Genomic DNA, 12052 nt, shown 5'->3' on the forward strand with positions numbered 1-12052 from the left:
AAAATTATTTAAGGTACTTTATTTATTAATAAAGTGCTTTTTATTTGTTGATAATATCGGCTAACTGCGTTATGTTACTTGTTTGTTAAATTCCTTATAAATCCCTTGATTTGTCATACCATTTGGTATGGATAATTATATGATTAATTTATTTTATATAAATTAATTTACTCAATATGGTGTTTTTATTTTTACTCATTCCACTCATTATAATTTATTTAATAAATAGCGACTGATTAAATAAAAATTTTTTACAATAAATAACTGTGACTTTAATCACTCTACTTTTTGATATTTATTCAGTATGTTTGTATACAGAGTTTCAAACATGTCTATCTCGAATTTTATTTATATTACTTAAGCTATTAAGTAAATAGGCTTCTTATTATCAAAAAAACGAAATGCAACTAGATATGTGCAGTTACATATATTAAATGCGTTAAGGATATTATAATGATCCATGCTTTTATTAAAAAAGGGAGCTTTCAGGATTCCGTCAGCCTGATGATAATTTCCCGAAAATTAAGTGAAGCCCCTGAGGTGGAAGAAATTTCCGTCATGATGGGAACACCAGCGAATAAATCTCTCCTTGATGTCACCGGTTTTTGGCATGACATTTTTAACGAAGCGACACCGAATGATATCTGTGTTTCGATTAAAGCTGAATCAGACGATCCCGCTATTATCGAGACTATCTCCAGTGCGTTAGAAGAAGCCTTAGCTGATATTGCTAATGGTCAAAAAAGTGGTAATAAATTAACCACTGTACGTAGCTGGCGTACGGCTAAACAAAAAAGTCCTAACGCTAATATGTTGCTTATTTCTATTGCCGGTGAGTATGCGGCAGAATTAGCTGATACGGGATTAGAAGATGGCTGTAATGTGATGCTATTTTCCGATAACGTCTCTATTGCTGATGAAAAAGCATTAAAAGAAAAAGCCGCCGCTAACGGATTGATAGTCATGGGGCCTGACTGTGGTACGGCAAATATTGCTGGCGCACCTTTAGCCTTTGCTAACATTGCACCGAAAGGCTCTATTGGTATCGTTGGTGCATCAGGGACAGGAATTCAAGAGATCACCTCACAAATTGTATTACAACGCCAAGGGGTTTCTCATGCAATAGGCCTAGGGGGACGAGATCTCAGCGAGCAAATTGGTGGTATTAGTGCTATCACGGCTATCAATATGCTGGCGGCAGATCCTCAAACCCGTGTGATTGCTTTTGTTTCTAAACCTCCCGCCCCGGCAGTACGTGAAAAAATTATTGCAGAAATGAAGCGTCATAATAAACCGATAGTGGCGCAATTCTTAGGAACAACACCAGAGAAATATCAAGACGATAATATCTATTTTACTCGCACCTTAGACGAAACGGCGCGTATTGCGGCTACGTTAGCACGTGTTGAAGATAGTGCTGCTCAGTTACCCAAAGTGGCAGGTAAAAAGATTATTGGATTATATGCGGGTGGAACATTAGCGGCAGAATGCGCGATGTTGTTATCTGAGCAACTCAATGTGGCGGTAGATAACGAACATAAGCAAGGTACGATGCTCGATGCACAAGGGCATAAAATTATTGATATGGGCGATGATTTTTATACCCAAGGCAAACCCCATCCAATGATAGATCCTTCTACTCGCAATAAATTTATTAGTGAATTAAGTAATAAGCATGATATTGGCGTATTACTGGTCGACTTTGTGATTGGTTATGGTGCAACGTCAGATCCAGCAGGCGCATTAATTCAAGAAATTAAAAAACTAAATGAAAAACGTGGTGAAGCTAATCCACTGATCACTATCGCCACTATTACCGGTACGCAGGAAGATCCTCAAAACCGTAGTGAGCAACAAAAACAGCTACAAGATGCAGGTATTATTGTGATGGATACCTTGCCAGAAGTCGTACTGTTAGCCAAAGAATTAATCCAGCCACATCCAGTAGAAGCCGCTGCTGAAATTTCACCACTTTTAAATGGGATCTCCGTGATCAACGCCGGATTACGCAGTTTTGCTGACGATCTGCAATCCAGTGGTACGCCTGTTGTTCATTATCAATGGGCACCTGTCGCAGGTGGTAATAAAAAACTGGCTGAAATATTAAAGAAATTGAAATAAGGAATTGCAGATATGTACTCAACTATCGAACAAGCGAATGAAGCAGTTATCGAACGTATCCGTGAAGCCCGTCCTCACTGGTGTGATGTGAGTTTAGCAAAAGAAGTAGTGCCAACTTTAGCAACAGGAAAAAAATTACTGCATGCAGGACCTCCTGTAACTTGGCAAGAAATGAGTGGCCCTGTCCGTGGCGCCTGTATTGGTGCTAGCTTATTTGAAGGTTGGGCTGAAAATGAAGCGCAAGCCTTGGCTATGTTAGAGGCGGGAGAGATTGAGTTTATTCCTTGCCATAATGTCAATGCCGTAGGGCCGATGGGCGGTATTACTTCTGCTCATATGCCAATGCTAGTGATTAAAAACCATGTTCACGGTAACTATGCTTACTGCAATATGAACGAAGGTATTGGTAAAGTGATGCGTTTTGGTGCTTATGGTCCTGATGTACAAGAACGTTTGCATTGGATGCGTAATAGCTTAGCTCCAGTATTAAAAGCAGCTTTAGCCACCATTGAGAATGGGATAGACCTTACGGCAATTATGGGTCAAGCCATTACGATGGGGGATGAATTCCACCAACGTAATATTGCAGCTTCTGCACTATTGTTACGAGAGCTGGCGCCAATTCTTAGCACATTGGATTTAGATGCGGCTGAGATAACCAAAGTGACCAAATTCCTCAGTATTACTGACCAATTCTTCCTTAATTTAGCCATGGCTTATTGTAAAGCTGCGATGGACGCAGGAGCACAAATTAAGCAAGGTACGATTGTGACGGTAATGACGCGTAATGGTAGTAATTTTGGCATCAAAATAAGTGGTATGGGTGATCAATGGTTTACAGCACCTGTTAATACGCCACAAGGATTATTCTTCTCTGGTTTTAGCCAAGCAGATGCCAACCCTGATATTGGTGATAGTGCTATTACTGAAACTTTCGGTATTGGTGGTGCGGCAATGGTTGCAGCTCCGGGAGTAACCCGCTTTGTCGGGGCATCGGGTGGTATGGATGCAGCACGTGAAGTGACAGAAGAGATGGCTGAAATCTACCTTGCTCGTAATATGATGCTACAAATACCGACTTGGGATTTCCAAGGTGCGTGTTTAGGTTTAGATGCTCGTCGAGTTGTTGAAACGGGTATTACACCGCTAATTAATACGGGTATTGCTCATAAAGAGCCGGGGGTTGGGCAAATTGGCGCAGGAACGGTACGTGCACCTTTAGGCTGTTTTGAAAAAGCGATAGTGGCACTGGCAGAAGAATTAGGCATTGAAGCTTAATCACGTTTTGTAATAACACGGTCGTCAGGGGGCAATATGCAAATTCAAGCACTTCAAACCAGTCAGCATATCTTTGCTTTTGAAGGTGAGTTTAAATGTGTCGGCATTTATGAACATGCTTTGAATTTTATTTGCCCTCAGCAACGCTTAATCACTTTTCATCGTCAAGGAAGAGGATTAAGCCCGATGGGGTGGCTACTGAAACAAGCCGATTTTGATTCTCTGGCTAAGCAGTGTCATCCCACTTTGAAAATGCGGATGAAAAACAATCAAATCGCAATCGCAGATAATATGACATTGATTGCCGGTGATAGTGAAAATTTGCGTTTACAAGATAAAGCGACATTAGATTTACGATGGTTAGAGAGTTTTTTTTCTCTATTATCTCCGGTGATAGCGACTGGACTCTATGGGCCATTAAAAAACTATCGTCAAATCGCCCGACTTGATGAAATTAAGTTATTAACAAAGTTATTTTATCATCAATTGTCTGGAAAAGCGGTTAATTGGGCGATGTTTATTGGTAAAGGTCCAGGGTTAACACCGAGTTCAGATGATATGCTGGTGGGAATGTTATTTGCGCATTATTTAGCACAGCCAGAAAAATCGATTGAACATTTTTTTAATGAAACACCACCATTATCGTCATTAACTACGATCGTGAGTCAACATTATTTGGAATACGCCACACGGGGAATATTTTCTACCTATCTTATTCAACTAGGTAAAAAAATAAAAAATAAAGAGATTATTTTTAAAGATATGTTGGAAATACTCTCTATCGGTCATCATTCCGGTGCAGATACTTTACTGGGATTATGGATTGGTTATCAAATTAAACAACAACAGCGTATAGATTAATCTTTTTTATTAAAAAGAAATTATAAACGTTCGGAAACGGATAATTATGAAAACAATTGTTATTGCTTTAGGCGGAAATGCATTATTACAGCGTGGCGAAATTTTATCTGCTGAAAATCAATATAAAAATATTGAATTAATGTCAGAGACAATTAATAAATTAGCGCAAGAGTACCGTGTTGTTTTAGTACATGGTAATGGGCCTCAGGTTGGGTTGTTAGCATTACAAAATCTTGCTTATCAAGCGGTTCCAGCCTATCCGTTGGATATCTTGGTCGCTGAAAGCCAGGGGATGATTGGTTATATGATGATGCAGAAAATCAACCAAAATAATCCTACGCAAGCAATTACTACAGTAATGACTCGTGTTTCTGTTGATATTAATGATGAGGCTTTTAGAGAACCGAGTAAATTTATTGGCCCTATTTATGAGGAAGCAGAAAAAGAAGAATTAATAAATAAATATCAATGGACATTTAAAAAAGATGGGCAATATTATCGCCGTGTCGTACCTTCACCAGCACCTCAAAAAATAATTGATATAGAGGCAGTAAAGCTTTTATTAGATAAAGGTCATATTGTTATTTGTGGCGGTGGAGGAGGTATTCCAGTTAATAATATAAATAATGAATTTATTGGTAGTGAAGCCGTTATAGATAAAGATTTAACAGCAGCTTTAATTTCTCGTGAGTTAAATGCAGAGCACTTTGTTATTTTAACAGAGGCTGATGCCATTTATAAAAATTGGGGAACACCAGAACAAGCTGCTATTCGTGAAGCAACACCAGAAGAACTTGCACCAATGGCAGTCGCTGATGGCGCAATGGGACCAAAAATCATGGCTGTCAGTGATTTTGTAAATGCCACAGGACAACAAGCTCATATTGGCGCATTACAAAACATTCAACAGGTTATTGAAGGTCAGTCTGGCACTTTAATTTATAAGTCTTAATAACATTCTGTCAGGAGCGTCATTATGAACGATGCACAAGTGAATGAGAGTAAAGGCAAAGTCCCTTATTGGGTCAAGCTGACGATTATTTTCTTTTTTGGTTGGATTGCACTGTATGGTAGCCGTGCCATTGTCGGTCCTTTAATGGTGAATATTGGTGCTGAGTTTGATCTTACCAAAGCGCAACTTGGCTCAATTATGAGTATTTTCTTTATTGGTTATACAGCACTGAACATTCCATCAGGCATAATTGGTGACTATTTAGGTAAGAAAAAAGTCTTAGTCACGGGGGTTGTGCTCTTTGGTGGATTTACCATTATCGCAGGGATGATGCCAACTTATGTCACCTTTATGTTTGCATGGGTGATGGTCGGGGTATTCCAAGGATTCTATTATGGTCCACAATATGGTTTATCTTCAGAAGCTATTCCAAAACATCGTATTACGCTAGGTAGTGCCATTATCAATAGTGGTATGGCGTTTGGTTTATCCATCGGTTACTACATCTCTAGTATTTCTGTCGGTGAGATGGGGATGAGCTGGCGTGCACCATTCTATATTATTGGGGTGCCTATTATTATCATTGGTTTGATGATGTTATGGATAATAAAAGATAAACCTAAAACGAAAGCTACGGATACGGCTCCTGATGCACCAAAACAGAAAACAAAACTGACATTTAAAGATTTATTTGGTAACCGTAATATTAACCTTGCTTATATTACTATCTTCTGTTCAATCTATGGGTTCTTTGTTTTAGTCACTTGGTTACCCTATTATCTTGAAACCGAGCGTGGTATTACAGGAACACAGATTTCTACCATTGCATCACTCATGCCTTGGTTTGCTATTCCTGGCTCACTCTTATTTAGCTGGTTCTCTGATAAATTAGGCCGTCGTAAGCCTGTGCTATTAATTATGTTACCGTTATCTTTAGTGGCTATTCTTGCTGTACCTATGTCAGATTCTATGCCGGTACTGATTGGTGCACTGATCTTATACGGGATCGTAGGGAAAATTAGTACTAATCCAGTATTAGTGGCGGTAGTGGCAGATAATTCACCACGCCATGCATTAGGGACATCTTTTGGTGTGTATAACTGTATTGGTATGCTAGGTTCAGTATTTGCCCCTACATTAACGGGTTTTTTATCAGATAAAACAGGAAGTATGGATTCCGGCTTCTATTTTGCTGCTATCCTGATTTGCATAGGTATTGTGGCAAGCTTATTTATTAAAGAAAATCCTGACGCCACAGCGACCAACTAACGCATTAAGTTTAATGTTATCAACAAGGGCAAACTTCGGTTTGCCTTTTTTAGTTAAGGGGATCGTAAAAAGATTGCACACTGGGATGCCCTTGTCGGAACAAATCAACCAGATAGCTGACAACGGCACCTTTTTTATCTTCGCACCAAGCTAGTGATAGAGGAGAATTATGGCGACGATTTTTCACTTCCTTTGCAATAAGTTGTCCACTATCAATCAGTGGTTTACATAGACTTAATGGTAAAAAACCGATCCCGACTCCTTTTAAATGACATGCTAGTTTAGTATGTAAATCAGGCACTTTAATTTCATGTTGTCCAGATAGACGCCAAGCGGTGCGTTTGGAAAGATGGCGTGAAGTATCTTCAACATTGACGGCAGAGTATATCCGCATTTGATCATCACTTAATACCCCACTAACATTGGCTAATGGATGATTTGGTGCTACGACAAATTGCCATTGAATTTCCCCCATAGCACAAATATTAATATTATTTTTCAGTGATTCATTACCTGTGACACCAATGGCAAAATGGTAATCTTCATTAATTAACGCGTCCCATACTCCCATATAAACTTGTCGAGTAATATGAAATTGGGTAGAAGGAAAACGCTGGTGCAGGCAGGCTAACATACTGGCCACGGCGGTACGATCATAGAGTAAGTTATTAATAACAATATTAACTTGGTGCTCAACTCCCGCATTCATCTGCTGTAGCTCGATAGGCATTGATTCAAGCCAAACAATCCACTGGCGACATTTCTCTAATAAATATTCACCTGCCGGCGTTAATGTGACGGTTCTTGTCGTACGATTAAACAACTGTGTACCAATATTCTCTTCTAGGGTTTTGATCCGATAACTGATGGCCGCAGATGTTTTGTGTAACATCTCCGCCGCTTTAGTAAAGCTTTGGCAATCTGCTACTTGAATAAAAGTACGGATCATCTCTTGGTCTAACATATTCTTTTTCCTGATGTGAAAGAGGTAAAAGTCACATAATGTGTATGGTAAAAATAATCTATTTTTGTGTGATGGATACCTATCACAATGCAATAGTGGGTATTTTTTATGCTGTTAATCGCTGTTATTTTGGCTTATTTGTTATTTTATGTTGTATAAAATTTTTGTTATTTATAGATAAGCGATAAAGGGCATACTAACAAAAAATTTCAGCTAATGATGGGAAAATTAAGATGATCGATAAGTTAATAGTGTGACTGCTTTCACGTTTCACCTATCCTCTTTACTCGTATCAGTATTAAACGAGTAAAGAGGCTGGAATACTAAAACTTAAAATACAGCAGAATAATATAGCACTTACGCGATTTTAAAAGGATAAGTGAAAAAGAGCAGGTGAGTGAGATTCAATGCAAAATGAAAGAGTGTAGCAACCCAAAGTCTACCGCTCCACATCCACGCTAAGCCATAAATAATACCTGCCAATGAGGCGAAGATAATGAGTAATATCCCCCCGGCAAAATGGACTAAACCAAATAAAATAGCGGTAATAAATAGCGCAAGATAGGGAGACAAATAGCGAGATAGACTTTGCTGTATGGCTCCTCTAAATAGTGCTTCTTCAGCAAGAGAGACAAAGAAAATATTTGCTAACATAAAGGCGGGTAGCCATTGTGGCAAATGTAATTCAATAGCGAGTCCACCCAATGCCATTGCGAATAATAACAGTGCGGGGATCGCCATAGCCAGTAAAAACCATTGATATTTATTGGCTTTTTTTACTGGTTCTGTTTTAAATAATGTAGGAATAAAAATCATTAAAATAAAAGGGATTACTGCTTTATCGGCATTGAAATAAAAAGAGAAAGGGGGGCTATATTGCCCTAATGGAACATGTTTAATGTAGCGTAAGTTATTAAAACCAGGAATAAAATGAAAAGTTAACCCAACAATAATGGCGATAAATGCAAGAATAACAATAGTGGCAATAAGACGATTTGTTTTGTAATGGCGATATGCATAAGAGAGTAAAATTAAGCTCAATATAACCGGAAGTACATACCAAGTGATAACACCTGTTATAAATGCGCTAATGGTGGTTATAGCTAAAGTAGTAAGTGCAAGTTTGCGATGGAACCCTAATAACAATAAAGATAAAGCAAGAAGTAACCAAGTGATCATAATTATCTACAAAAAAATAAAAAGGAAACGCTAGATTAAAAGATAGTAATAATGTGATCTATGACTATAAGTTAAAAAAAGAAGTGGTCGGATTTCGAGTATGGGATTATTCTTATTTAATATGTTGATTTATAAAAATAAAGCTTAAATATAGGTATTTTTAATTGAGTTAAAACAAGCGATTAATTACATTGACGATAATAACTTGATGATTTATTTATAGAAATGCTGGTAATAATTTTGCAGATCACCAGCATTTATTCAAAAGGAAATTACACGTAGAAATAGCGAATAACGTGGAAGAAAATAGGGGCGGCAAAGCACAGAGAATCCATTCTATCCATCATACCGCCGTGGCCTTCAATCATAGTACCGAAATCTTTTACGCCACTATCTCTTTTTATGGCTGACATACATAAACCGCCAGCAAAGCCTGCGAGTGTGATGACTAAAGAGAGTAAAAAAGCAGCCCACCATGTGAAAGGCGTTGCCCACCATAACATCATCCCTATAAGGCTTGCTGAAATAATGCCGCCAAAGAAACCTTCGATGGTTTTATTAGGACTTAATTTCGGTACGATAGGATGTTTGCCAAATAGTTTACCAAACACATATTGTAAAACATCAGAAGTCTGTACCACGATCATCAAAAACAGTAATAAGTTAATATTACGTCCTTCAAAGCCTTCTATCGGTAACATTAATAATGCTGGAGCATAGCTAAGGCAATAGATAGCTATCATGACACTCCATTGCACTTTTGCCATGCGTTCGAGAAAGTGATGAGTATCTCCGGAAAGCGCCATACGTGTTGGAATTAATAAGAAGGCATAAACCGGAATAAAGATGGCTAGCAAATTATACCATTGCACACCGACGAGAATATATTGGATAGGCAGCACGACAAAGAAACACCAAAAAAGTGCTTCGTGATCACCTCGATGAGTCGGGGTTAATGTAACCAATTCACGTAATGCAAGCCATGAAATTAAGGCGAAGAGGATAACTGAGCCTATTGTTCCAATACTAATAGCGACGGCAGAAATGATACACATGATCCACCAAGCTTTAATTCGAGAATTAAGATTGGTAATGGTTGAGGTAGGACCTTTGAGTGCCGCAAGGATCGCACCAATAATACTGGCAATAATTAAAAAGGAGAATAGCCCGATAAAGATCCAGAGAATTTCATTGTTGATACTATCCATGATGTAACTCCTCTAACGCACTTTTGGCTCTTAATAGAAATTCAGTCTTATCTTCATTTTCATGTGTCGGCTCAATAGGCGGGCCAAATGTGGCACTACAAATGATAGGAACGACAAGCCGAGAGCCTTTAGGAAGTACGCGGTTTAAGTTTTCAAGATAGATAGGGACTAATTGAACCTGTGGATTGTTACGGGACAAATGCCAAAGACCGGCTTTAAAATCCTGAATAGACTCACCGTTACCTCTTGTTCCTTCAGGAAAAATAATTAGCGATTCACCTTTATCTAAAACAGCCTGCATCAGTGTAAGAGCATTTACTTTCTGAGGTGCAGTTGTTGTTTCACCATTTCCTTCAGTAACATTTGTTTTATTCGCGTGGCGAGGGATCAAAACTGCACGAAAGATACAACGAGAAAGATAACGACGTAAACGGTTTTTATTCCAATAATCTTCTGCAGCAACAGGGTGCACAAATGGGCGAATATGGGGGGCAAGTGAAGACCAAATAACTAAACCATCTAGATGACTGGAGTGATTTGCGTAATAAATACAAGGTTTATCTTTCTCAATCGGAGATATTTGTTTGGCTCTGATCCCGGTTAAAAAACGGCAGATAGAGACTAAGACTGATGATATGATTTTTGCATCGAAAGAGAGTTTGCCATTTTTCATTCATCAACTCCTTGTGTTAAATCGCGTAAAATTTGGCGAGTTCTCAAAATGGTAGTAAGTACAGAGCCGAAGATAATGATCCACAGGGAGACTAAACAGAGCCATGCTCCCCATTCAGCGGGAATAAATGCAGAGATAATGGCAATACCGGTTAATAATGCCATTCTATGTTGCTTGGCCATTGGCCCCGTAAAACGCTGTTCTAACCCACAACTACCACCTAATACACGGATATAAGCTGTCATTACCGCAAAGAAAGCAGCTACCCAGCCTAAGGTAATAGCGATAGGAAAAGTGATGGATAAACCATAACCTACACCAATAATAATCAATGTATCAGCTATTCGGTCTGGTAGTTCGTTATAAACGGCACCAGCAGGACTTTTTAATCCACCTTCAACTGCGACCATACCATCGAGTAGGTTACAGATAAGTCTACCCTGGATAGCTAATGCACCTAAAATAAGAAGGATTGATTGAAGTAGGCCTTGGGAGTGAGCGAGAGCAAAGTAGAGAAACAAACCGGAGATAGCAGCGAATAGGATACTAAATAAAGAGATCCCATTGGGGGTAGCGCCTTTGCTTTGCAGCCAGCGACTACAGCGAGTTGCCCAGTTGGTTTGTCTTGCTTTTATAGGACGACGATTTTTTTCTTCATTATTCATTTTTTTTACAAAAAAATATTAGTGAGTACACAAGGTATTAGCATAATACGTTTAAGTAAAAAGAAAATGAAGATCAAATTATAAGATTATCTAATAAATTTTATAAGTGAATAAAAAAGTAGGCTAATTGATTAAGCTAGGATAAATATTCAATCGACAAAAAATACTTATTCTTTAGGTGTTAATACTTATTTTCGTTTAGTTGTTTTTACGTAATCATTTTTTCCTAAAATGATATTCTTATTATGATGTAGGTGAGTAGAAAAAATTTGTTATATATTAAAATAGCTCAACAATAAAGAGAATTAATTTCTAAATAATAGACTAAAAAGAACCAGAGTTATGATATCCATCAGCTATTTTATGAGGTTGTTTATGATTTTTTTGTTATTTTAATTATTTTTTCTATAAGGTAAATATAGATTAATTTAAAGTCACTAGACAATTACTGTACTTTATCTAGACATAAAAAAAGAGACAGCGATTCCTTTTTTGTTCTTTTTTAATCAGCAATATTTTTAGTTAAAAAATAAGAAAATAAATCAGAAATTGATTGTCAATAGTAGTTATGTCTGTAAGAGGTGAAAAATGATTTATGTCAAATTAAATAGTATTTATTTTATCGTTTCGCCATTATTAACAATGAATAGGGAGTGCGTTATTAATAATAGCGATTATAAAAATAAAATATACTAATTGTTCAGGTTAGAGATTGGAGTGTTTGTATGACTTATGAAAGGGAGGCGTCAAAATAGGATAGCCTTCCCTTCTGTTGCAGAATGGAGCTTAGTATATTTATTATTTCCATATTCAATACTTATTCATCAAAAATAGAATATTTTTACAATACAGTTTACTCTCATTAATAAATAATAATGAAAC

10 protein-coding genes are annotated in these 12052 nt (G+C 37.6%); 5 read left to right on the plus strand and 5 right to left on the minus strand.

Annotated features, from left to right (window positions below; genetic code table 11):
* Nucleotides 1–453 precede the first annotated feature (453 nt).
* From GWI58_RS07725 to GWI58_RS07745, 5 genes are read left to right on the plus strand one after another with little or no spacing between them, the layout of a single operon-like run.
* On the plus strand, nucleotides 454–2121 hold the full coding sequence (locus GWI58_RS07725) for an acyl-CoA synthetase FdrA (protein WP_012368281.1): 1668 nt from the start codon (nucleotides 454–456) through the stop codon (nucleotides 2119–2121).
* Between the two features lie 12 nt (nucleotides 2122–2133).
* Nucleotides 2134–3399 (plus strand): DUF1116 domain-containing protein, encoded by a 1266-nt coding sequence (locus tag GWI58_RS07730; RefSeq protein WP_004244300.1) that lies wholly within the window; start codon nucleotides 2134–2136, stop codon nucleotides 3397–3399.
* Between the two features lie 36 nt (nucleotides 3400–3435).
* Entirely contained in the window at nucleotides 3436–4260 is an 825-nt protein-coding gene (locus GWI58_RS07735; RefSeq protein WP_094959899.1) for a DUF2877 domain-containing protein, read from the plus strand.
* Nucleotides 4261–4306: 46 nt separating this feature from the next.
* Nucleotides 4307–5212, plus strand: a complete 906-nt coding sequence (locus GWI58_RS07740) for a carbamate kinase (protein ID WP_036905094.1) — start codon at nucleotides 4307–4309, stop codon at nucleotides 5210–5212.
* A gap of 24 nt (nucleotides 5213–5236) precedes the next feature.
* Complete coding sequence (locus GWI58_RS07745; RefSeq protein ID WP_004250283.1) at nucleotides 5237–6481, plus strand: MFS transporter; 1245 nt, start codon at nucleotides 5237–5239, stop codon at nucleotides 6479–6481.
* A gap of 49 nt (nucleotides 6482–6530) precedes the next feature.
* On the opposite strand, the gene allS is transcribed toward GWI58_RS07745, so the two are convergent.
* From allS to GWI58_RS07770, 5 genes are all read right to left on the minus strand, one after another.
* Entirely contained in the window at nucleotides 6531–7445 is a 915-nt protein-coding gene (gene allS / locus GWI58_RS07750; RefSeq protein ID WP_004244295.1) for an HTH-type transcriptional activator AllS, read from the minus strand.
* A 357-nt stretch (nucleotides 7446–7802) separates the two neighbouring features.
* Nucleotides 7803–8624 carry a CPBP family intramembrane glutamic endopeptidase gene (locus GWI58_RS07755; protein ID WP_161769057.1) on the minus strand — a complete coding sequence of 274 codons (822 nt, stop codon included), beginning with the start codon at nucleotides 8622–8624 and terminating at the stop codon, nucleotides 7803–7805.
* Between the two features lie 272 nt (nucleotides 8625–8896).
* Nucleotides 8897–9832: a phosphatidate cytidylyltransferase gene (locus tag GWI58_RS07760; RefSeq protein WP_004244293.1), complete on the minus strand. Its 936-nt coding sequence runs from the start codon at nucleotides 9830–9832 to the stop codon at nucleotides 8897–8899.
* Nucleotides 9825–10505 (minus strand): lysophospholipid acyltransferase family protein, encoded by a 681-nt coding sequence (locus GWI58_RS07765; RefSeq protein ID WP_161769058.1) that lies wholly within the window; start codon nucleotides 10503–10505, stop codon nucleotides 9825–9827. Before GWI58_RS07765 ends, GWI58_RS07760 begins: the two co-directional genes overlap by 8 nt.
* Nucleotides 10502–11170: a CDP-alcohol phosphatidyltransferase family protein gene (locus GWI58_RS07770; protein ID WP_004244291.1), complete on the minus strand. Its 669-nt coding sequence runs from the start codon at nucleotides 11168–11170 to the stop codon at nucleotides 10502–10504. Before GWI58_RS07770 ends, GWI58_RS07765 begins: the two co-directional genes overlap by 4 nt.
* Nucleotides 11171–12052: the final 882 nt, after the last annotated feature.

This window comes from Proteus sp. G2674 (genome assembly GCF_009915195.1).
Taxonomy (GTDB): Bacteria; Pseudomonadota; Gammaproteobacteria; order Enterobacterales; family Enterobacteriaceae; genus Proteus; species Proteus mirabilis.

Coding starts and splice junctions, on each gene's coding strand:
- GWI58_RS07725 (WP_012368281.1), top strand. CDS start 454: ATGATCCATGCTTTTATTAAAAAAGGGAGCTTTCAGGATTCCGTCAGC.
- GWI58_RS07730 (WP_004244300.1), top strand. CDS start 2,134: ATGTACTCAACTATCGAACAAGCGAATGAAGCAGTTATCGAACGTATC.
- GWI58_RS07735 (WP_094959899.1), top strand. CDS start 3,436: ATGCAAATTCAAGCACTTCAAACCAGTCAGCATATCTTTGCTTTTGAA.
- GWI58_RS07740 (WP_036905094.1), top strand. CDS start 4,307: ATGAAAACAATTGTTATTGCTTTAGGCGGAAATGCATTATTACAGCGT.
- GWI58_RS07745 (WP_004250283.1), top strand. CDS start 5,237: ATGAACGATGCACAAGTGAATGAGAGTAAAGGCAAAGTCCCTTATTGG.
- allS (WP_004244295.1), bottom strand. CDS start 7,445: ATGTTAGACCAAGAGATGATCCGTACTTTTATTCAAGTAGCAGATTGC.
- GWI58_RS07755 (WP_161769057.1), bottom strand. CDS start 8,624: ATGATCACTTGGTTACTTCTTGCTTTATCTTTATTGTTATTAGGGTTC.
- GWI58_RS07760 (WP_004244293.1), bottom strand. CDS start 9,832: ATGGATAGTATCAACAATGAAATTCTCTGGATCTTTATCGGGCTATTC.
- GWI58_RS07765 (WP_161769058.1), bottom strand. CDS start 10,505: ATGAAAAATGGCAAACTCTCTTTCGATGCAAAAATCATATCATCAGTC.
- GWI58_RS07770 (WP_004244291.1), bottom strand. CDS start 11,170: ATGAATAATGAAGAAAAAAATCGTCGTCCTATAAAAGCAAGACAAACC.